This is a genomic window from Bradyrhizobium sp. 613_E4_N2_2, assembly GCF_052075995.1.
Classification (GTDB): domain Bacteria; phylum Pseudomonadota; class Alphaproteobacteria; order Rhizobiales; family Xanthobacteraceae; genus Bradyrhizobium; species Bradyrhizobium barranii.
Genome location: NZ_CP197234.1, coordinates 3,446,998 through 3,465,796 on the forward strand (window position 1 = coordinate 3,446,998; position 18,799 = coordinate 3,465,796).

Consider the following 18,799-nt stretch of genomic DNA (forward strand, 5'->3'; position numbering starts at 1 on the left):
ACGACGGACATGCGTATCTTTGTGTCGGCAGTAGTGCTCTCGTGCTTCATCTCCCTGCCGTGCGCTGCACAGACAATCCTCAAATCCGAGCCTCTGATGCTGGCACCCTATGAGGTGGCCTTCGTCAAGGACGCTTCCTGCCCATCCGGTAAGGTGCTGAAGGTAACGGGCGCGATCCGCGGGCTGCACCGTCGCAAGGCCTGCGTGGTGCTGGCGGGCGAGCAGGCCTCGCTGGCGACCGCGACCCCCTGAGAGATCCCATCCTGAGATACCCTGGGTCTAACCTCAGGAATTCAGCGCAAGCTCCATCCTCGACTGCTGTTCGGCCTCGGCCTTGTTCCTGGCGGGGTCCTCGCCCTGGGCGGCCCGGCAGGGCTTGATCTCGTAATCATTGTCCAGGACCCGGCGCGGCCCGTGGCGCTGGTCGTCGGTGCTGACATCCACGACGAGGCCGCTTTGCTGCGCGAGCTGCCAGACGTCGGCCTCGCTGGGATAGGCCTTGCTGATTTGGGCGTCGTTGCAGAACAGGGCGTAGGGCATTCTTCCCGCTCCCGGAAAGCGCGTTAACGGCTTCATGGGGCAGGGGGTTCCGGGACGATTACGGGGGCGTGATCGGAGCCGTGGACCCTGAGTCTTTAACGAGTCCTGAATCCCAAAAAAAAGAATCCCTGGGACTCATTTGCCGGAATCAGCGGATGTTTTCGGCCATGACGACCGACCTCAAGACCTGCTGCGGGCACATGCTGCTGCCACTGACGCTGGGATTGCTCAGCGCCTGTGCGGCCAATCTCTGGTTGGTTTGGTCCTGGCTGTAGGTGTCTGATCGACCGTCGGCCTTAGTTTTCGGCTGGCGGACGGAGGGAGGGGTCGCGAATGGCCGCGCGGAGCCTGGTCAGGGTCGCCGCGCAATACTCCTCCCGCTCACGCTCGAATCGCTCCTGATGCTTGCGGAAATTGGCGATGCGGGCCTGCATCTCGGAACGGAAATCGCCGCTTGTCCGTGCTGGCGGGATCATGACGGGCGGGGCGAGCGGGACTGGCGGCGGCTTGATCTCGACCGCCAATGTCTCGACCGCCACGGTCTCGACGGTGACGGTCCCCACCGGCACGTCCGGTGCAGCCGTCGGTCTCTCCGGCGGATGGAAGTCACCCTTCTTGCCGGTTACCGATTGGACGAAGGCCATTGTCTGCGCGATCAGTGCGTCGCGCTCGCTGATCCACTTCATGGTCCACCTCTGTTGGAGCTATTCCAGCAAAGCTAGCCGGCCGAATCAAGGAGGTGTCCGGCTGGGGATTGCATATTTTTCCCGACCGCCCGACAGTGGGGAATGGACGTCAAATCCGACCAGTCGGACGAAGCGCAGGGCCTGAGGCTGGTCCGTGCGTTCTTGTCGCTGCCGCCCGACAAGCGGGCGGAAGTGATCGCGTTCGTGGAGGAATTGGCGCGGGCTCAAGGCCGGCCCGAGGCGGGCACAGAGGCATCGCCGACGTGAGCGCTATCGCTCGCGCGGGTTGATGTTGGGCTCGAACGGCGCGCCCACCACCCGGACCGGTGTCGGCGCCGTAACGTCGATCGCCGCGCGTTCGGCGACCTGCGTTGCCGGAGCCGGCCCTGGTGCCAGTTCGAACAGCGCAACGGTGCCGGCCACCGCGACACAGCACAGCGTCACTGTCGCCAGCAGAAACATGTTTCGGTTTTCTTCCTTGATCCGCATGGGCCGACAACGGCTGACGCCGGCGACCGGTTCCGGCCGGTCATGTCCGGATCACGCCCCCAAAACAGGCAGAAGCTTACACGAGGCTTACGCCGACCCCCCGAATAGTTATTTTTCCGTAAGACTACTCGGGGGATTTGGCATCAAATCTTAACGTCCGCCGGTTCCAATGCCCGTTGCTGGGATTATGCGTCGGCAGAAGCATTGGGGCGGCTGTTATGAGCTTTCTGAACAATCTGAAAATCGTGTGGAAGGTCGCGCTGATCGTGGCGGTGATGGGATGCGCGATGCTTGCCGTCGCCGGCTTCGCGGCGCGCGAACTTTCGGCGACCGTCGACGGATTTGCCGAACTCTCCGCCGCGCAATCCTCGGCGCTCAACCTGACGCGGGCCCAGCGCCGCGCCGAGACCTATCATGCCGCGCTCTATGCGGTCTTCACCGAAGCGACGGAGGCGGGCAACGCTGGCCGTCTCAAGATCGCCAACCAGAACCGCAGCGAAATCGGCCAGTACCTCGATGCGGCCGTGCAGGACGACCCGTCGCGCGCCAGCCAGGTCAAGAGCATCGGGGACCAGCTGAAGGCCGCGTTCGCCAGCTGCGATCCGGTACTTCAGGCCGGCGCGCAGGCAAGCAGCGTGGAGGAGAATGCCAAGGCCGCCGAACGTGCGCACAAGGAGTGCGATCCGGTGCTGGACGCGGCGCTCGCACGCATCGTCCAGTTCGTGACCGAGTCCGCACAGGCGGTCAGCAACCGCAAGGAAGCCATCAACCGCGACGCCAGGTCCGCGACCTGGACCGTGATCGGAGTCAGCGCCGGCGGCCTGATCGTCGGCATCGCGATCGCGCTGTTCATCGGCCTCAATGCGATGTCCCGGCCGATCGCCCGGCTCAAGCTCGCCATGGAGGGTCTCGCCCGCAACGATCTCAAGACCGAGGTGCCCGAGAAGGACCGGAGCGACGAGATCGGCGACATGGCCAGGACCGTCGAAGTCTTCAAGACCAACGCGCTCGAGGTCGAACGTCTCAAGGCTGCGCAGCTCGAGATCGAGAAGCAGGCTGCCGAGCAGCGCCGCCGTGACATGGTCAACCTGGCCGACGGCTTCGAACGCGCGGTCGGCGAGATCATCGAGACGGTGGGCTCGGCGTCCACCGAGCTCGAAGCGTCGTCCTCGACGCTAGCCACCACCGCGCAGCGCGCGCAGGAGCTGACCTCGGTGGTCGCGGTCGCTTCGGGTGAAGCCACCGGCAACGTGCAGTCGGTCGCGACCGCCACGGAGGAGCTGTCGTCCTCGGTCAACGAGATCAGCCGGCAGGTGCAGGAATCCGCGCGGATGGCGGGCGAGGCCGTCACCCAGGCGCGCACCACGACCGAGCGGGTCAGCGAGCTCTCGATCGCGGCGACGCGGATCGGCGATGTCGTCGAGCTGATCAACACCATTGCCGGCCAGACCAACCTGCTCGCGCTGAACGCCACGATCGAGGCGGCACGTGCCGGCGAGGCTGGCCGCGGCTTCGCGGTCGTCGCCTCCGAGGTGAAGACGCTGGCCGAGCAGACCGCGAAGGCGACCGGCGAGATCAGCCAGCAGATTTCCGGCATCCAGACCGCGACCCAGGAATCCGTCAACGCGATCCGCGACATCTCCGCGACGATCGAGCGGCTGTCGGAGGTGTCGTCCACCATTGCCGCGGCCGTCGAGGAGCAGGGCGCCGCGACCCAGGAGATCTCGCGCAACGTACAGCAGGCCGCTCACGGCACCCAGCAGGTCTCCACCAACATCACCGACGTGCAGCGCGGCGCGGCCGAGACCGGCTCGGCGTCCTCGCAGGTGCTTTCGACCGCCAAGATGCTGGCGACCGACAGCAACCGGCTGAAGGACGAAGTCGGAAAATTCTTGCGGACCGTGCGCGCGGCGTAAGTGTGTGCGGCGGCACTCGTCCGCCGCGCTCACCGCGCCTAATGCGGAAGCAAGAGGCCGAGCGCGAACACCAACAGCATGGCCGTCATGACGACGGCCGTCACGGCGCCGGCAACGATTTTGGCCTTCTCTTTGCTGGTAGTCGAGCGCATGCGGCCTGCATGCTACCTCATGTTGAACTTCGGTCCAATCTGCGGTCAGGAGCCATCTTCGTGACCCGCCTCGATCAGGCGGCGAGCCTTGGCTGGAAGAACCGTGTGACGCGATCGATCGCATCGGATGTCATCGGGTCGGTGTCGGAGAAATCAAAGCCGTGGGCTTTGCCTGGATAGGGCACGAATTCGGCCTCGGCGCCGACCGACTTGCCGAGCTCGACCAGTTGCCGTCCCTTCGCGACCGGCACGTTCCTGTCCGCCTCGCCATGCAATGCGATCAGGGGCGGCAGGTGCTTGACCTTGGCGGCCATAGCGTCGGGCATGCCGCCATAGAGCACCGCGAGCGCGGTGATACGCGTGTCCCGCGCGGCGGTGTCGGCGGCGACGTAGCCGCCCAGCGAGAAGCCGAGCAGGACGATGCGCCCGGAACTGTCGGACCGGCCCAGGATGGCCGTCACGGTGGCGGAGACCGTGTTGGCCCAATCGTCGAACCGCGTCGTGTCATAGGCATCGCGGCTCTCATGCGTGCTGGACTTCGGCGTCAGCGCGGCCGTATCGGCCGGTGTCATATAGCGGAGAAAATAGACGTCGATGCCCTTGGCGGACAGCGCATCGGCATATCGCTCGTAGGCGCGGAGCCTAAGCTCGATGCCGCGGGACCCGTGCAGCACGATCACGGCAGGGCGCTTCCCGGCCACCGTCGCCGCGTAACGCGATACGGGCAGGCTGTCATTGCCGGAGGTGACGCTGAACTGTTCGCCTGGTGCACCGTGTGCAGGGATAGACGTCAGCAGCGCGGCGATGCCGGTCATGGCCGTTCGTCGGGTAATCATCAGCGAACTCGCGCCAGGGAGATTTCGGAGGCGACGCGTCGGCTGTATAGTGTGCTTGCGACGGAATCTTGACGCGAGTCCCGCCCGATGATCACCAATCGTCCACCCGTGCTCGCCCATGAGCGCTTCGTTGCGGACCGCGAGAACTTTGACGGCCTCGATCTCGCCGCGCGGTTCGAGCGGATCGAGCAGACCAACCTGTGGGGCGCGGCCACATCCGTCTCGGGCCTCGGCTCGGAGGACCCGGCGACCGCTGCGATCCGGGAGGAGCTTCCTCCCCTGCTGCAACGGCTCGGCGCGAGCTCGCTGCTCGATGCGCCCTGCGGCGATGCCGGCTGGATCGGCCGCATCAAGCTCGACCTCGACTACACCGGCATCGACATCGTGCCGTCGCTGATCGAGACCAATCGCCGGCGTGTGGCCGGCGGCGATTGGTCTGGCCGGTTTCTCGTTGCCGACGTCACGCGCGACGCGCTGCCGCGCGCGGATGTCATCCTGTGCCGGGACTGCCTGGTTCATTTGAGCTTCGACAACATCGCCCGCGCCGTTGCCCGCTTTGCCCAGAGCGGCGCGGGCTTCCTGCTGGTCACGACATTTCCCGAATGGGATGCAAATCGCGATTGCGCGGATGGCGATTGGCGCGCGCTGAACATGGAGAAGGCACCATTCAACTGGCCCGCGCCGCGCGCGCTGATCAACGAGCGTTGCGAGGAGGGCGGCGGCGGCTGGCGCGACAAGAGCCTTGCCCTATGGCGTCTGGATGAACTGCCCGATCGTATCCGCACGGCCACAGCGATGTGACGGACGCAGGCGGAACTCCATTGCGTCCGTGACCGCACTGGCGATACACTTCAGGTTGTGTGACGCGATCTTTGGGTCGCGTGTCGACGATGCCGGAGAACGCCATGAGGCCGAGTTTTGCCGTAGCGGCTCTGTTGATCTGGTGCTCCACGCCGGCACTGGCGCAGCAGGACGGCGCCGCGCTCTACGCCACCCACTGCGCGCAATGTCACGATGCCGGCGATGCCCAGAACCGCGCGCCCGCGCGCGGCGCCATGCAGGCGATGTCGTTCGATCACGTGCTGGGGACGCTGACCTCCGGCAGCATGGCCGCGATGGCGAAGGAGCGTAGCGACGACGAGCGTCGCGCGATTGCTGCTTTCGTCACCGGCAAGGCCGCAATCAACAGCGCATCCGACGCGCAGGGCCGCTGCACGCAGCAGATCAGCGGCTTTCCGCAACCGCTCGACGGTCCACGCTGGAACGGGTGGGGCGTCGATCTCAACAACAGCCGCTTCCAGCCGGCCGACATGGCGGGGCTGACCGCGGCGCAGGTGCCGCGCCTGCGGCTGAAATGGGCCTACGCGTTTCCCGGCGCCTCGGTGTCCTTTGCGCCGCCGACGATCATGGGCGGCCTGCTGTTCATCGGCGGCACCGACCGCAAGGTACATGCGCTCGACGCGCGAACCGGCTGCACGCTGTGGACGTTCGCGATCGATGCGGCGGTGCGCGCCGCGATCACGGTCGCGCCGCTTCCCGGCTCCGATCAGTTCGCGATCTTCTTCGGCGATTTGCGTGCCAACGCCTATGCCGTGAACGCGCTGACGGGGGCGCTGATCTGGAAGACGAAGGTCGAGGAGCATCCGGCCGCGCGCATTACCGGCGCGCCGGTGCTGCATTCCGGCGTTCTCTACGTGCCGGTGTCCTCGCTTGAGGAGGCCGCCGGCTCGCAAGCCTCTTACGAATGCTGCACCTTCCGCGGCAGCGTGGTGGCGCTGGAGGCCGCGACCGGCAAGCCGGTCTGGCAAGCCTATACGATCCCCGAAGTGCCGCATCCGACCGACAAGAACGCGAAGGGCGTGCAGCTGTTCGGCCCGTCCGGTGCCGCGATCTGGTCGGCGCCGACGATCGATGTGAAGCGCGGCGCGATCTATGTCGCGACCAGCAATTCCTATTCGAATCCGCCATCCGCGACGAGTGACGCGATTCTCGCCTTCGATCTTGCGACGGGAAAGCTGCTCTGGAGCCAGCAGGCCACGCCGAAGGACGCTTATGTCGTGGCATGCTACGGCGTGGACAAGACCAATTGTCCCGAGGATCACGGACCCGACCACGATTTCGGCCAGTCGCCGATCCTGGTAACCCTGCGCGACGGCAGGCGCGTTCTTGCCATCGCACAGAAATCCGGCGTCGTGCACGGGCTCGATCCCGACGACGGCGGCAAGATCCTGTGGCAGACGCGGATCGGGAAGGGCGGTGCGCTTGGCGGCAGCGAATGGGGCTCGGCCGCCGATCAGGATCGCATCTATGTCGCTAACTCCGACGTGCGTTTCCTGCGTGACGGCACCAGACGTCTCGACTCCACGCAAGGCGGCGGCCTGTTCGGCCTCGATCTCGCCAGCGGGACAGTCGTGATGGAGGTGCCTCCTGTCGCCTGTGGCGATCGTCTCCAATGCAGCCCCGCGCTTTCGGCGGCGGTGAGCCTGATCCCCGGCGTCGTGTTCTCCGGCGGCGTCAGCGGCTTCCTGCGGGCCTATGCCAGCGACGGCAAGCTGCTCTGGGAGTTCGATACCGCGCAGGATTACAAGGCCGTCAACGGCGTCCCCGCCCATGGCGGCGCGATCGACGGTCCCGGACCGGTCATCGCCGGCGGCATGCTCTACACCAATTCCGGCTACGGCCAATGGAGCGGCGTCGCCGGCAACGTGCTGCTGGCGTTCGAGGTGGGGACGGAGTGAGCGCGACGTTCGGAGGCGCGATGATCGATGCCCGATGCAGTTGTGGCGCCGTTGCATTGTCGCTCGCGGGGCCATCCCGCGCGGTCGTTGCTTGTCACTGCATGGACTGCCAGCGCCGAACCGGTGCGCCCTTCGGCGTCGGTGCCTTCTACGCGGCTGAGGCCGTCACGAGCTCGGGGACCCCAAGCGAATACGTTCGCAAGGCCGCGAGCGGCGGCAAGGTCCGCAGCTATTTTTGCACCCATTGCGGTTCGACGGTCTATTGGAAGGCGGACAATCTGCCAGGGATGATCGGCGTCGCCGTCGGCGCGATGGCGGACCCGAATTTCCCGGCTCCGCTAAGATCGGTTTTCGAGCAGTCGAAACATGGCTGGGTCGAAATCAACGGTGCGGAGCACTTTCAGCAAAGCAGTGCGCCGAAGAATGCAAGCTGAGGTTTCCGCCTCAAGCGCTGTTGCCGGCTGAGGGGATTGAACCCCCGACCTTCAAGGGGATCTACGAAGCTTGACCACAGCGCTGGGCATGTGGTGCGCGTTCCCGTTCGCTGTGGGAACGCTAGGTTCTTAGTTCCGGTTCAGCAATGAAGGTCAGCTTAGACTTGCCACATAAGTCACCTTGCCGCGCGGTGAAAAACCGCGCGACGATGAGTAGCATTGCTTTTTTGATCGCCCAGTTCGTTCTTCTTGGAGAGCAGATCTTGTCGATCGTGGGTGCACTCTCGCGAGAAGCCAGCACGTGATTGAGCTTTGGAACAAGTGGTACGGGACCTTGGCCTCTGTCGAGGCGCTGGCAGCCGTCGTCGTTATTGCCGTGGTGACCGCTGGCATTCTTACGTTAATTGAGAGTCAGCGGCATAGGACAAAACATTGATGGGGAGACGTCGGAAAACGATCAGCTAGACCAGAGTAGTTCAGCAGGTGAGTGGCGCTAAAAAATGCTCCTATGCAGGAGGATCAAATGATCCTTTCTCGTGCAAGTTGGACAAACAGGAATGCTTCTTGGCGGCAAGCATTTTGCACATGCGCGGTGTTGAGCATACTGGTCGCAGCTCCTGCATTCTTGATGATACTCCTGCTGGATTCCCAGCTCGTCTTGCCAGCGCTCAGTATTCTATTTTTCTCAGACGCGATGATCACTGCGGTCTTGGCTTGGGCAAAGTCGGGAAATGCGACATTAGAAAATGTAACGCTATGGGATGTTGCCGGGGCATTGACCATGTTGGGTTGTGCCGCCGCGATTCTTGGCGAACCAGATCAAGTGGCACTTCTTTTCGAGCAACCGGTCAGACTACATTCGGACGCGGCTCTAGGCGATAGCGCTAGCCCCTGATAACCGGCGGCGTTAGGACCCCCGTTTCTTGGTGGCAGGTATCGGTCAACCGATCCGATAGACGTATGCGATCTCGCTTGCAGCTGCCCATTCCCCCGCGGCGGGGACATGACCCGTGCCTGATTATTTCGATACAGATGTCCTTAGCGTATTCTTGCAGATCGTTCTGATCGACCTGGTGCTTGCTGGCGATAACGCCATCGTCATCGGTCTTGCTTCAGCCGGACTTCCTGAGGCGCAACGAGGCAAGGCGATTTTGATCGGTATTGTTGCCGCGACGATACTGCGCGTCTTACTCGCCGGGTTGGCGACGCAAATCCTCCAGATCGTCGGCCTCTTGCTCGCCGGCGGGATCCTGTTGTTGTGGGTATGCTGGAAAATGTGGCGAGAGTTGCGCACATCCTCCACAGAGCCAACAGGTGCGATGGACGCCGCTGGAGCAATTGCAGGCAGCAAAGCTCGCAAAACACTCGCTCAAGCGAGTTGGCAGATTGTCGTGGCCGACGTTTCCATGTCTCTCGACAACGTTCTGGCCGTGGCAGGGGCAGCACGCGAGCATCCGATGATCTTGATTTTCGGCCTGGGGCTTTCCATCGCGATGATGGGCGTGGCCGCTTCTTTCATTGCGCGCCTTCTGCAAACTTATCGATGGATTGCTTACGTCGGTCTCGCCGTCATCCTTTATGTGGCGGGTGACATGATCTTTCGCGGGACGTTGGATGTCATCAACGTTGCGTCGATATGAGATGCTGTTTCACCCTAGGTATCCTAGGTCGTCAGGCAGAATTCGAACGCGGTACGCATAGGCTGCAGATGGGGTGTGAAGCCCGCAGAAGAAAGGGCCGCCTTTGTGGGGCGGCCCTGTCCAAAGTCTGTCGACGCCGGTCAAAAAAATTAGGTTAGAGCAAAGCCAGCCCCGGGAATGAAAACAACTAAGGATACAACGCCGCGCCCGGTTGAGGGACATCGAAATAAAACAAGCTAAGCGCTGGTGCCGGCTGAGGGGATTGGTCAGTATAGCCGACAGGAATCCCCGGGGATTATCAGCTTTGGAGTCTGGACGGGGGAGGAGCGCCCCGACCGGCCGGTTCGTCCGCGACGGCGGCGCCCGACTCCGGGCCGTTTTTGACGCGTTCCGGTTCGCATCTGTTCTCATGGCGACTGGGGTGCTGTCCGTATCTAACCCCTAGTGTCCTAAGCTGAATTCGGAAGTGTCCTAATTTGTTCTAGACTGGCCACAACCTGTTCATGCGCGTTTAGGATTAACTCGTTATGGGTGTAACGAATAAAGGCCGGGGCGTTCCGCCAGGAGAACACCCTGATGAAGTAAGGCCGCCTCAGTTTTCGTTTTGTACTGACCTTGAGATAAATCAAGGTATTTGGTCCGCCCTGAACATGGTGCGAACGCGAGCACGAGATTTCGAGAGAGTGAGCAATCTTGCTCAGACCCCACGATGCGGGTATGCAATTTGTGTCGGCCATCACCGCCCCGCCCTCGGCAACTACCGGTGACTGAGAGTATTGCGCTCCCGCCTGACAACAGGAGGGACCGCGCCATGGGCTCCGACCTCAGGTTTCGTATTGCGGTGATCGTATTTGGAACGCTCCCAGTAGCGCTGATGATCGTCGCCCTGTCCATGAAGTAAGGCCGCCCTTTTGAGGCGGCCTCTCCGTAAACGGGGTCAGTATCGACGATAGCCGCCATGATAGCCATACGCACGGTGATATCCGTAACCCCGACGTACGCCATAGCCATAGCGACCTACGCCGTAGCCATACCTTCGATAGGCCGGTGCTGTGCGAACACAGCCATTCGGGCCACAAACCAATGCGACGCTCTCAACGTTTGAGGTTTGTCCGAGAGGGGCGAGCGGCATAGCTGATGCCGCACTGGCGGTGAACGCGGCGCCGCTGAGCGCGATTAGTCCAACGAGTGCGAACTTGAGTTTCATGGGTGTCCTCCTGTGGAGCGCTAGAACGTATGACACCGTAGGAAGATGCACATGAACGAGAGGTGAGCAGGAAGTTAGTTTTCGATGAACAACTGGAAAGGCCACCAATAACCGTATCTCTCTGACACCGGCAGCGCACGCCGGTTTTTTTGTGCGCGCAACCTATAAGGAAACTATGTCCAACAAAATCGATTTCATTACCTACCTAAAATCTACTCTCGCTGCGGCTTCGAGAAAATTGCAATCGGCGCAAGCGCCCGATTTAGCAGCGGCGGGCCGGCTAGACCGGGTCGTAAACACCGCCGAGAATATATCCTCGGGATATTGGGCGAGAATTGCGCCAGTTTACGAGGGGCCGTGGCCGATTGCCCCTGAGCTGTTTCGCGCGGTTGGTCAATTAAATGCAAACATCATAGCGGGCCAGAACGTCGCTAACTTCGATGCCTACATCGCGATGCTCGTAGCTGCGTTGGCGACGACCCCGTCGAAGTTTTACCCACTGTCGTCCGAATAATTGCGCAGCACGCGCCCCGCCGCGTTAGCGGCGGGAGCCACCACACCAATGAAAGCAACTATGTTCCACAACAAATTGAATTTTAGCGCCGCACTCTCCAACCAAATCCGTACTTCCGCTAGGTGGCGCGACAGTAACGCTAGCCGCTTCAAGCAAGATCATCGCAACGCTGCCGCGGCTAAGCGCCTCCGCGAATTAGACTCTCAGATCGCCGTCTCAGACGAAGATTGGTCGAAGCTGGCGCCGTTGCTGGTCGACCAATCGTGCCTAGCGGCGATTTCCGAGACAAACCGAGATGTTGGTTTCCGAACCTATCCCGTCGACTTCGCGGATTGGCTTAAGAACTTGCATTCGAATCTGGCCCGCGGTTGATCATCCAACAGATGAAGCAATCAGCAGCCGCCAATTCGACGGCCACCGAACCTGTTCTCCTTAAGCAGTACAAATTGCTAGGCGCAGTTATTGACGCGCCGTGGGCAACTCGTTTGGATCACAAGATCACGCGCCATATCATCGATAGATATTATGCGAGGTTTGGAAACTCTCGCGCCAGTTTGCGCTACCTAGAAGTCGCGACCGGCGCAGAGAGAAACAAAATCATCCCTTCGCTGCGTCGCATAGTCGAGAACGGCGTAATCAGCATCATCCGGCAGGGTGCCGGCACCCGACCAACGGAGTACGGCCTAAACTTCGATTTCGCATCGAAGCCGGCTAGCGGTGCCCCTGAAGGCACCTCTACTAGCGGTGCCCCGGAAGGCACCTCAAGTGGTGCCCCTGAAGGCACCTCTACGGACACTAGCGGTGCCCATGAAGGCACCCAAACATACTTACGTGGCATGTCTACTGACATGCCTACGGTAAATATGAATGAAGATACCCATGCCGCGGCTTCGCCGCCGCCCGTGGGTGGCCCGGAGGCCACCACGGCGGGGACGGCATGGGACCCGGGAGGTTTTGAAGAGCTTTGGGCTGCCTACCCCCGGAAGCACCAACGGGCCAAGGCTCAGGCCGCCTACAGAGCACTTGCGCCATCGCCAGTGCTCCACGCCACCCTCGTGACGCAGGCCGCTGCTTGGGCTTCCCACTACCAGCAAACCGCCACCGAAAAAAAATGGTGGAAGCAACTACACATGTGGCTTGCGGAAGAGCGGTATCTTGAAGACCTGCCGGAGCCCTACGAAAACCCAAAGGAGGCGGCAATAGCCCGCGCAAAAACGAAAGGCGCTCGAAAGGCCGATCAGTCCAAAGAGGCCGGCAAGTCGGGCCTATCACCGAAAACACCCCTCGGCCCGCACAGCGTGAAAATTGTGAACGCCGAAATATCGGGCGGTGCTTGGGATCAGGAAAGGGAATTTGTCTTGTCGCTTAAGATTGAAGATGGAGATCATACCGAGAAAGAGTTTTCACACAGCTTCAAACTCATGTCCGCAGACGAAACTGCGCAGGATCAAGGTATGGCCACTTACCGGCAGGTTCGGGAAGCCACCGGAGTTCTAGAGCCTGAAGATACTTCCGACTTCCGCGGCAAATCTCTACGGGCCATCGTCAAGCCAATGGGACGCGTGGAGTACGCGTCGCTGTAGCTAACCGGTATTACCCCTCCTACGGTCCCTATGTAAGCACCGCCTGCCCGGTGGAAGCCGGGCCGGTGGTACGGCCGCCTCGCCTGATCGCTAAGTGCGTCCGCTTTGGAGGATGTTCCGGAAGTGTCAGCACGGCTCGGTGAGGTCCGAGTTTGACCCAGAGCGGAAGTAGGCGCCCACACGGCATGCTTTAATTGCTGAACCAACACTTGATCGGCTCAGTTCCTACGATTAGCTCGGACAAATCGGATGGAAACGAACGCTGAAATGCAAGCTCTCTTTGGCATTTGCTCTCAACGGAGTACGCAACGAATATAGCTAAGATGATCGATGCGATGCCAGCGAAGTACGGCCAACGTTCGTTGCTCATTGAGCACTCCGCGGGAAGGGGCGCCTACACTCATATACTCAATTTAGCGCCCCTGGCCGATGCGCCATGTGAACGCGTTCACATTGTATCCGCATGTGGCTTTCCAGGGCTAATCGGTAGGTGGCAGAGACCCGGAGACAGCCATTGTCGTGCCTTCCAATCCTGCCGCACGAGGATCAGACCGATTTCGAAAGGACTCTAAACCTGTCGCTTTCGACGCGGTCGTTGAACCTTAGTGCCCGCATCGCAGACATAGGAACAGCCGAGGACTCTAGAAGCCACCCAGCCAGTCTGGAATTGGCGCTTCATGTGAAGCGGTTCACACAGTGACTCCGGCGGTTTGAATAAACTCATTATAGAAGTCGCGGCGCAAATCTCTTGCTTGCTTAAGGAGATTGCAGTGACGAAGATATTTCTGATGGCCACCATCAGGGTGGTGATCATTCTGGTGGTCTGGCACTTCGCGGCGCACGCGCACGATCATAGCCGCCCCGAACTCGATAGCTGGTTCGAGAGCCTCAAGAGTGACAAGGGGCCATGCTGTTCCAACGCCGACGGCACCGCGCTATCCGACGCCGACTGGGAGGTGAAGGACGGCCACTACCGCGTGCGCATCAAGAGCCAATGGTGGGACGTGCCGGACGAGGCCGTGATCAAGAAACCGAACCGCGCCGGTCGCACGATGGTCTGGCCCTTCTACTCTTGGACGGTCGGCAAGGCGCTGCGGATCGACATCCGTTGTTTCATCCCCGGAGCCATGATGTGACCGACATGGCGTTTTCGAACGAAAGCCTGTCCTACACTTGGTAGTCTTTGTTGGCCGATGCTGCCTGGCGGACTGATACTGAAGCAATTTTCTGATCATCGATACGCGCCTCGCACAAGAGAGGTTGTTATGGTAATGTTTCGAGTCGATTGCCGCGTACGACCTGATTGTTCGACAGGTGGGCATCGTAGCCGCGGTTTTATTGTCGCGATGCTCTACGCGGTGTGCATATTCCAACTCGCGAGTGAAGCTAGGGCTCAATGCACCGCACAAGATGTCTTGCAGAGCCAGTTGAAGCTCAAGAAAGCTCCCTCGACCAGTGTGCCGCAAGTGCTGGTCAGATCCTCCGCCGATGTGCCGACGTGGAAAACAATTACGCTGGGGACTTTTGCGGACTCGCTCGCCCTTCGTAACGCGTTGGACAAAAAAGGTTGCGGCGTCGGAGGGCTGGCTGCGGAAATTCTCGCTCGACCGGCCTTTATCGTCGATTCTACGAAAACAGATGTGGAGCTTGTTGCTGTATCGGCGGGCGAGCTCGGCTTCAAAACCGATGCTGTGACCCTGGCTGCAATTTATGGGCGCGCTCAGCAGTTCGGCTTTGAACTTGCGGTTGCAGAGGTCGGTCCGCAACTGAGGCTTCAGTATTTAGACCAGCCCATGGGTGAATTTCTTATCATCGGAATGGAGCCAATCAAGACGTGGAGCGGCGAGCCAGTTATCCTAAATGTAGCTAATGGCGGGGCCGGGCTTATCCTCATTGGTCAAGATGGCAGACCTGACGCGGAAATATCAGCAATCTCCCGCATTGTATTCGTACGGTCCAACAAAGCCGTGCCCGATGACAAGCTTGAGAAGGCGGAAGCACTCCCGCCGCCCTGAACACAATACGCGAGTGGATGTCCGGTTGTGGCCCTTCGCGGTCCGTGCACGAAAGCTCGCGGTAGTCCGCGCGTCGATGCAAAGCGGACATCGGCCCGGCTACCTCATCTAGGAAGTGGAAACGGGGTCGATTTTTGTCGCGAAATCGGCTATAGCTACAATCGTGGTCGCAAGGATCGGACCTTGAACGGTCTGGAAATTTGTCGGGAATTCGGCTACACGTATCGACATTGCTCGCCGCTACTAGCGGCCCGGTGAACACCAGCAATCTAACCGGTCGGACAGCGCCTCGCTTGGGTGAGCGCTTTGCCGCGCATTGAAGGAGAGACACAACGCACGCCTTGGCGGGCGACGATCCATTTTTGATTCATTTCGACCCGACATGCTGGCAAGGCAGCGGGAATAGTTTTTGAGCATTGAAGCGAAAGTAATATGGCAAGGACGATTTCAGACGTGGTCCGCATCGAGCGGGCCAAAACCATCAGGCAGCACGATCAAGACACGGGCGAATTGGTTGCAGCGCCAGCACCAAGGCAGAGGAGTGAAAACGTTGTCTCATTGGACGGCAAGCGAACCAGCCCCCGCGTCAATTTCCGCCCTGACAAGCCGCTGCCTGTCGAGACGATAGTAACTGTCTGCGACAACGGCCGACTCCCGCCCGTCGCAAACGAAAACAAACCGCAGCCATATCCGCTGAAGGATATGGCCGATCGAGGGGACCTAGGCGCCAACGAATTTGAAAATCGGAGAAATTGGACCAGCGCGGAGCTATTCCGGATTCATCTTGCGATTGCTCTGGGCGAGCCGCTGCACGACCCGTTTGCAGATGACCCGACAAGTAAGCGTCCCACGGAGCGACTTTTGCACGCTCGTCAGGTGGTAGCTCTCGCTGAAGACTTTTTGGGCGACGGTTTTAGGGTGCTAAAGCGCGTCATGGTCGATTGCTGGAACGCCCAAATGCTTGGTTTCGACCAAGGCCGCAAGGATCGCGGGCAGACAAGTGCGGCCGGTCAAGCGATGATCCTGGCAGCGCTACGCCAACTCACCCGATTTTACGATAAGCTCGACCGGATTGAACGGGACGGGGAGTCTCCACGATTTGTTATGCCCATGGTCGGGACGTTTACGATCACACGTCCGGCTGTCCCTCATCCACAGCATGGAAAGTCGTATTTGAACCAAGCTTGCGGACCCGTGAAGTTAGCTGAACCTTGGGTGTCTACACCCCCCACCACCTAGCGTGGTATATTGAAATTATGGATTGGCGTTTCGAGCGCCTTTCCCGCTTTCGATTCTCAAAAGACTTACAGCGCACCGCTCATACGGTCGCGCTGTTTTTTTCGCCCTTGGAATAGCGAGATGCACACTCACAACGAGGATTTCATGAAAACGTACCCGACCGGCGTTGCTGGAAAGGCGACCGGCACGCCGCTGGCGACGTTGCAACGGTATCTGCAACGCTCTCACATCACCCTGCAGCCCTGCGACGTACCGTCCCGTGGTTGCGGCGAGAACCGCGGCTATTCATTGCGGCGCATCCTACAGATCGCACTAACCACTGAGCTAACCCGGCTAGGGATTGGCCCATCACGGGCCGCCAAGGCCGCTTTCGAGTTCAGCGACAAGGGAGGCACCGGCCGTCCTGTGGGGGAACTCTATCCTCTGGGCCAGACGCTGCTTGTTGGGCTGCCAGACGGCAAGAGCAAGGTAATCAATGTGCCGCCCGACAAGTCCATCAGCGACGTGCTGTCGAATGATCGCGCGGCGTTCATCTGCGACTGCGGGTACGTCGTCGCCAAGGTTACAGAGAAATTGGAAACAAAGTGAAGACTATCCCAAGGCCAGAAGAACTGCATCCCCCTCTTCGAGAGGCGCTCAAGAGGGATACAGACCATTCCCTTGCTCTTGCCCCACTGATGGCACGCGCAATGGTTCTACGCGCCGAAGAGCGGGACCAGCCTGCTACTCACGTAAATGTGGCGGAAGAGAATCGTATTCGCGCATTGACCGGTCTGCCACCTCTCGTCGGCGTACCAAGCCAACCCGAGCTAGAAACGATCTTGCGAAAAATCCAAGACCTCAAGACTGCAAGAGGACGGGAAGCTGGCACTATTCAGCGCGAACGTGCAGTCGCCTCTCGCATGGTCTGCGAGGAAGTTAAGGAAGAAGTGACCCGTCTAGGGAGGAACTTCGCCAAGGCATTTATCGATCTTTATGCAGCGCACTCGGCCTACACCAAGATGTTTGACGCCATCGAAGACGCAGGCGCGTCAACCAGTGCGTTGAAGCGTGTCTGGTCAAATGCACTCGGCGGAATTTCCGATAGAAGCGGTCCTTATCATTACATCTTTGAAGAGTTGCACGAAGCGAACCTGATCGGAAAGTCTTCAATCCCAGAGGCCGTTCGCTAAATGACTATCGTAATTGACCCTGCGGACCTCCGTTCGCTGGAGCGCTCTGAGGCGCGCGCTTTCAGAGTAGAGCGCGGCGGCGCCATGAACGTCATTTTTGATGTGGTCGAAGATCAGGCGCTTGATGGGCAGATTCTTAAATTCAACGAAGTATTCACGCACAAGGGCGAACGAGTCGCGCTTGGGTCAGGGTGCTTCGGTGATATCAGCAATCGACGTGTTGGCTTCTGGATCGATCATCAGGCGTCGTTTGAGGTCGCAAGCACCGACGATGCTCTATCGGTGATGATTGACGACGAAGGTGTGCAATTCCGGCTTGACCTTGATCAGTGCAAGGATGGCCCCATGGTCGCTCGAATGTGCAACTCAGGTAATCGAGCGAGCATGTCGGTTGGTTGCGACATCTTAGCTGAACGCAAAGAGGAAATCGACGGAGAAACGGTGCGGGTCATCACTCGGGCGCGGCTTACCGAACTGACGATTTGTGCGGAAGGGGCAGCGGGCGATAATGCCTTCGCCTTTGTGGTCGACAAGACAGCTACGCCCAGGCCAGTGGCTGGCCATCGTTCAGCGACTTTCCGGGCGGCCCAGATGTTGCACAAGTTGTCGCGCAAGGTACGGTCCTTGAAAGCACAGGCCATCTCCACATCCGGCACGTTGCCACGCCCTCGGCGATCGATGACGTTGGATCAGTTGAACAGCTTTCAGACGGCAGAGATAGAGCGCCTGCAAGCTGTTGCGCGGGGGCGCCACGGTCTCTTTCTGTAGGCGTGGCTACCGCTCCGCCGCGTCCCGCCAAGGTGTCGATCGTGTAACAGGCAGCACCTTGGCGGGAGACCCCCAAGGGGGCACCCCAAAAAGTCTAGGCCCTCCGGGCAGTAGGAACCGACATGGGCCATCCTGCGCATCGCTGCATTTCGTGGCCCCATACCCATCTTTCGAATATTAGAAAGGAATCGCATTTTAATGCCACGACCTCGCGTCCCGCTCATTAAGGCGGAAACGACCGGGCGAACGCTCCGGAATCCAAGCCGCTTCAAAGACCGCAAGGAATGGACCGGGCTTGGCCCGCTAGGCGCGCCACCCAAATTCTTGAAGACGCAAAGCCAAAAAGAGGCATGGAACACGTTCTCAGAAGAATTGCCTTGGCTCAATAAATCGCACCGAGCGCTGGTAAGTATCGCCAGCGACATTCGTGGCCGCCAGATGGCTGGCGATGAGGTTGGAGTTAAGGCGCTAAATTTGCTCCGGATGATTTTGAACTCAATGGGTGCCACGCCGGCTGATGCTTCGAAAGTCAGGATGCCTGACGAGACGAACGAAGATGATGCGGCTGCCAAGTACTTCTAACTCATATTCAAAGGACTATCGCCTCAATGGGCATCTCCATCAAGACAACTTCCGTTTCAGTCTCCGCAGCTACGCCGACACCATTGGTAGGTGCCAACAATGATCGGAAGCATCTCTGTATCGTTGTAAATGGCGTAAATCCAGCGACTATCAAATTTGGCGCCGCACCTACTAGCGCGACTGATGGCATCAGCCTTGATGGCGCCAGCATGTCAGGCGGCCAAGGAGGTTCGCTCTGGTACGGCGAACTCGACGCGCCAACCGATCCGGTTTTCGCTTGGTTCACTC

General features: G+C 60.2%; 22 protein-coding genes. 17 read left to right on the forward strand and 5 right to left on the reverse strand.

From position 1 onward, the window contains the following. The first annotated feature begins 9 nt into the window (after nucleotides 1–9). Nucleotides 10–252, forward strand: a complete 243-nt coding sequence (locus AB7290_RS16280; protein WP_038935984.1) for a DUF6719 family protein — start codon at nucleotides 10–12, stop codon at nucleotides 250–252. Nucleotides 253–285: 33 nt separating this feature from the next. On the opposite strand, the gene AB7290_RS16285 is transcribed toward AB7290_RS16280, so the two are convergent. Together AB7290_RS16285 and AB7290_RS16290 are read right to left on the reverse strand one after the other, a co-directional pair. After that, nucleotides 286–540, reverse strand: coding sequence for a hypothetical protein (locus AB7290_RS16285; RefSeq protein WP_014494365.1), 255 nt, complete (start codon nucleotides 538–540; stop codon nucleotides 286–288). A 296-nt stretch (nucleotides 541–836) separates the two neighbouring features. Continuing rightward, nucleotides 837–1,226 (reverse strand): hypothetical protein, encoded by a 390-nt coding sequence (locus AB7290_RS16290; protein WP_063982526.1) that lies wholly within the window; start codon nucleotides 1,224–1,226, stop codon nucleotides 837–839. Between the two features lie 102 nt (nucleotides 1,227–1,328). Between AB7290_RS16290 and AB7290_RS16295 the strand changes: the two genes are divergently transcribed. After that, the gene (locus tag AB7290_RS16295) at nucleotides 1,329–1,493 is read left to right on the forward strand and encodes a hypothetical protein (protein WP_014494368.1); all 165 of its coding nucleotides are present in this window, start codon (nucleotides 1,329–1,331) and stop codon (nucleotides 1,491–1,493) included. 3 nt (nucleotides 1,494–1,496) lie between these two features. On the opposite strand, the gene AB7290_RS16300 is transcribed toward AB7290_RS16295, so the two are convergent. Further along, on the reverse strand, nucleotides 1,497–1,715 hold the full coding sequence (locus AB7290_RS16300) for a hypothetical protein (RefSeq protein ID WP_041958446.1): 219 nt from the start codon (nucleotides 1,713–1,715) through the stop codon (nucleotides 1,497–1,499). A gap of 218 nt (nucleotides 1,716–1,933) precedes the next feature. Here AB7290_RS16300 and AB7290_RS16305 point away from each other — a divergent pair, with 218 nt between their 5' ends. Further along, a complete protein-coding gene (locus tag AB7290_RS16305) occupies nucleotides 1,934–3,631 on the forward strand; it encodes a methyl-accepting chemotaxis protein (RefSeq protein WP_085405356.1) in 1,698 nt (565 codons plus the stop codon). A 226-nt stretch (nucleotides 3,632–3,857) separates the two neighbouring features. Here the strand turns inward: AB7290_RS16305 and AB7290_RS16310 are convergent, their stop codons facing one another. Beyond that, entirely contained in the window at nucleotides 3,858–4,619 is a 762-nt protein-coding gene (locus AB7290_RS16310) for a dienelactone hydrolase family protein (protein WP_245344275.1), read from the reverse strand. Between the two features lie 87 nt (nucleotides 4,620–4,706). Here AB7290_RS16310 and AB7290_RS16315 point away from each other — a divergent pair, with 87 nt between their 5' ends. The 5 genes from AB7290_RS16315 to AB7290_RS16335 all read left to right on the forward strand — a co-directional run bounded on the left by AB7290_RS16315 (nucleotide 4,707) and on the right by AB7290_RS16335 (nucleotide 9,431). Continuing rightward, nucleotides 4,707–5,420: a class I SAM-dependent methyltransferase gene (locus tag AB7290_RS16315; RefSeq protein WP_085405358.1), complete on the forward strand. Its 714-nt coding sequence runs from the start codon at nucleotides 4,707–4,709 to the stop codon at nucleotides 5,418–5,420. A gap of 104 nt (nucleotides 5,421–5,524) precedes the next feature. Then, on the forward strand, nucleotides 5,525–7,357 hold the full coding sequence (locus tag AB7290_RS16320; RefSeq protein ID WP_085405566.1) for an outer membrane protein assembly factor BamB family protein: 1,833 nt from the start codon (nucleotides 5,525–5,527) through the stop codon (nucleotides 7,355–7,357). A 20-nt stretch (nucleotides 7,358–7,377) separates the two neighbouring features. Beyond that, complete coding sequence (locus tag AB7290_RS16325) at nucleotides 7,378–7,791, forward strand: GFA family protein (RefSeq protein ID WP_085405567.1); 414 nt, start codon at nucleotides 7,378–7,380, stop codon at nucleotides 7,789–7,791. A gap of 523 nt (nucleotides 7,792–8,314) precedes the next feature. After that, complete coding sequence (locus AB7290_RS16330) at nucleotides 8,315–8,686, forward strand: hypothetical protein (RefSeq protein ID WP_081369447.1); 372 nt, start codon at nucleotides 8,315–8,317, stop codon at nucleotides 8,684–8,686. Between the two features lie 115 nt (nucleotides 8,687–8,801). Then, the gene (locus AB7290_RS16335; protein WP_085405359.1) at nucleotides 8,802–9,431 is read left to right on the forward strand and encodes a TerC family protein; all 630 of its coding nucleotides are present in this window, start codon (nucleotides 8,802–8,804) and stop codon (nucleotides 9,429–9,431) included. Nucleotides 9,432–10,368: 937 nt separating this feature from the next. Here AB7290_RS16335 and AB7290_RS16340 read toward each other — a convergent pair. After that, a complete protein-coding gene (locus AB7290_RS16340; RefSeq protein ID WP_144030862.1) occupies nucleotides 10,369–10,638 on the reverse strand; it encodes a hypothetical protein in 270 nt (89 codons plus the stop codon). Nucleotides 10,639–10,813: 175 nt separating this feature from the next. Here AB7290_RS16340 and AB7290_RS16345 point away from each other — a divergent pair, with 175 nt between their 5' ends. From AB7290_RS16345 to AB7290_RS16385, 9 genes are all read left to right on the forward strand, one after another. Further along, entirely contained in the window at nucleotides 10,814–11,152 is a 339-nt protein-coding gene (locus AB7290_RS16345) for a hypothetical protein (RefSeq protein ID WP_085405360.1), read from the forward strand. A gap of 383 nt (nucleotides 11,153–11,535) precedes the next feature. After that, entirely contained in the window at nucleotides 11,536–12,735 is a 1,200-nt protein-coding gene (locus AB7290_RS16350) for a hypothetical protein (RefSeq protein ID WP_144030864.1), read from the forward strand. A 770-nt stretch (nucleotides 12,736–13,505) separates the two neighbouring features. Beyond that, on the forward strand, nucleotides 13,506–13,871 hold the full coding sequence (locus AB7290_RS16355) for a hypothetical protein (protein ID WP_201266268.1): 366 nt from the start codon (nucleotides 13,506–13,508) through the stop codon (nucleotides 13,869–13,871). 291 nt (nucleotides 13,872–14,162) lie between these two features. After that, entirely contained in the window at nucleotides 14,163–14,750 is a 588-nt protein-coding gene (locus AB7290_RS16360; RefSeq protein ID WP_349642926.1) for a hypothetical protein, read from the forward strand. Between the two features lie 432 nt (nucleotides 14,751–15,182). After that, entirely contained in the window at nucleotides 15,183–15,989 is an 807-nt protein-coding gene (locus AB7290_RS16365; protein ID WP_085405364.1) for a hypothetical protein, read from the forward strand. 120 nt (nucleotides 15,990–16,109) lie between these two features. After that, nucleotides 16,110–16,577: a hypothetical protein gene (locus tag AB7290_RS16370; protein ID WP_085405365.1), complete on the forward strand. Its 468-nt coding sequence runs from the start codon at nucleotides 16,110–16,112 to the stop codon at nucleotides 16,575–16,577. After that, nucleotides 16,574–17,161 carry a hypothetical protein gene (locus AB7290_RS16375; RefSeq protein WP_144030865.1) on the forward strand — a complete coding sequence of 196 codons (588 nt, stop codon included), beginning with the start codon at nucleotides 16,574–16,576 and terminating at the stop codon, nucleotides 17,159–17,161. Before AB7290_RS16370 ends, AB7290_RS16375 begins: the two co-directional genes overlap by 4 nt. After that, on the forward strand, nucleotides 17,162–17,929 hold the full coding sequence (locus tag AB7290_RS16380; RefSeq protein ID WP_085405367.1) for an HK97 family phage prohead protease: 768 nt from the start codon (nucleotides 17,162–17,164) through the stop codon (nucleotides 17,927–17,929). A 198-nt stretch (nucleotides 17,930–18,127) separates the two neighbouring features. Further along, on the forward strand, nucleotides 18,128–18,511 hold the full coding sequence (locus AB7290_RS16385) for a hypothetical protein (protein ID WP_085405368.1): 384 nt from the start codon (nucleotides 18,128–18,130) through the stop codon (nucleotides 18,509–18,511). Nucleotides 18,512–18,799: the final 288 nt, after the last annotated feature.

Coding starts and splice junctions, on each gene's coding strand:
- AB7290_RS16280 (WP_038935984.1), top strand. CDS start 10: ATGCGTATCTTTGTGTCGGCAGTAGTGCTCTCGTGCTTCATCTCCCTG.
- AB7290_RS16285 (WP_014494365.1), bottom strand. CDS start 540: ATGCCCTACGCCCTGTTCTGCAACGACGCCCAAATCAGCAAGGCCTAT.
- AB7290_RS16290 (WP_063982526.1), bottom strand. CDS start 1,226: ATGAAGTGGATCAGCGAGCGCGACGCACTGATCGCGCAGACAATGGCC.
- AB7290_RS16295 (WP_014494368.1), top strand. CDS start 1,329: ATGGACGTCAAATCCGACCAGTCGGACGAAGCGCAGGGCCTGAGGCTG.
- AB7290_RS16300 (WP_041958446.1), bottom strand. CDS start 1,715: ATGCGGATCAAGGAAGAAAACCGAAACATGTTTCTGCTGGCGACAGTG.
- AB7290_RS16305 (WP_085405356.1), top strand. CDS start 1,934: ATGAGCTTTCTGAACAATCTGAAAATCGTGTGGAAGGTCGCGCTGATC.
- AB7290_RS16310 (WP_245344275.1), bottom strand. CDS start 4,619: ATGATTACCCGACGAACGGCCATGACCGGCATCGCCGCGCTGCTGACG.
- AB7290_RS16315 (WP_085405358.1), top strand. CDS start 4,707: ATGATCACCAATCGTCCACCCGTGCTCGCCCATGAGCGCTTCGTTGCG.
- AB7290_RS16320 (WP_085405566.1), top strand. CDS start 5,525: ATGAGGCCGAGTTTTGCCGTAGCGGCTCTGTTGATCTGGTGCTCCACG.
- AB7290_RS16325 (WP_085405567.1), top strand. CDS start 7,378: ATGATCGATGCCCGATGCAGTTGTGGCGCCGTTGCATTGTCGCTCGCG.
- AB7290_RS16330 (WP_081369447.1), top strand. CDS start 8,315: ATGATCCTTTCTCGTGCAAGTTGGACAAACAGGAATGCTTCTTGGCGG.
- AB7290_RS16340 (WP_144030862.1), bottom strand. CDS start 10,638: ATGAAACTCAAGTTCGCACTCGTTGGACTAATCGCGCTCAGCGGCGCC.
- AB7290_RS16345 (WP_085405360.1), top strand. CDS start 10,814: ATGTCCAACAAAATCGATTTCATTACCTACCTAAAATCTACTCTCGCT.
- AB7290_RS16350 (WP_144030864.1), top strand. CDS start 11,536: ATGAAGCAATCAGCAGCCGCCAATTCGACGGCCACCGAACCTGTTCTC.
- AB7290_RS16365 (WP_085405364.1), top strand. CDS start 15,183: ATGGCAAGGACGATTTCAGACGTGGTCCGCATCGAGCGGGCCAAAACC.
- AB7290_RS16370 (WP_085405365.1), top strand. CDS start 16,110: ATGCACACTCACAACGAGGATTTCATGAAAACGTACCCGACCGGCGTT.
- AB7290_RS16380 (WP_085405367.1), top strand. CDS start 17,162: ATGACTATCGTAATTGACCCTGCGGACCTCCGTTCGCTGGAGCGCTCT.
- AB7290_RS16385 (WP_085405368.1), top strand. CDS start 18,128: ATGCCACGACCTCGCGTCCCGCTCATTAAGGCGGAAACGACCGGGCGA.